Below are 561 nucleotides of genomic sequence, written 5' to 3'. Positions count from 1 at the left end.
ATCACCACCGCCTCGGCGCACAGCCTGGTCGCCAGCCCCAACAAGTCCGCTTATGTCGCGGCCAAGCATGGCGTGGTCGGCATCACCAAGACGGTGGCGCTGGAGGTGGCGACCGACGGCATCACCGCCAATTGCATCTCGCCCGGCTATGTCTGGACGCCGCTGGTCGAGAACCAGATTCCGGATACGATGAAGGCGCGCGGCCTGACCCGCGACCAGGTAATCGAGGATGTGCTGCTGAAGGCGCAGCCGACCAAGGAGTTCGTCACCATCGAACAGGTTGCGGCGCTGGCGCTGTTTCTCTGCGGCGACGATGCCGCGCAGATCACCGGCGCGAACCTGTCAATCGACGGCGGCTGGACGGCGGAGTAGCCACTGAATGTCATTGCCGGGCTTGACCCGGCAATCCATTTTCAGAAAAGCCTTTTCACGAAGAATGATGGATGCGCGGGTCAAGCCCGCGCATGACGACAAGGAAGTTTGCTCTAGTTCGTCTTGCCTTGTTCGCGCAGACACTGCGCAATGAAGTCTGCGAGATTGCCGCCGGAGAACAGATAGCCG

General features: G+C 61.5%; 1 protein-coding gene. It reads left to right on the top strand.

Going from position 1 to position 561, the window contains the following annotated elements; all coding sequences use genetic code 11:
• On the top strand, positions 1–372 hold a 372-nt coding region (locus D1614_RS28590; protein WP_119440525.1), incomplete at its 5' end, for an SDR family oxidoreductase.
• Positions 373–561 lie beyond the last annotated feature (189 nt).

The organism is Maribellus luteus (assembly GCF_003576475.1).
In the GTDB taxonomy this organism is placed as follows: domain Bacteria; phylum Bacteroidota; class Bacteroidia; order Bacteroidales; family Prolixibacteraceae; genus Draconibacterium; species Draconibacterium luteum.
This window is presented reverse-complemented; position numbering and strand designations above follow the sequence as displayed.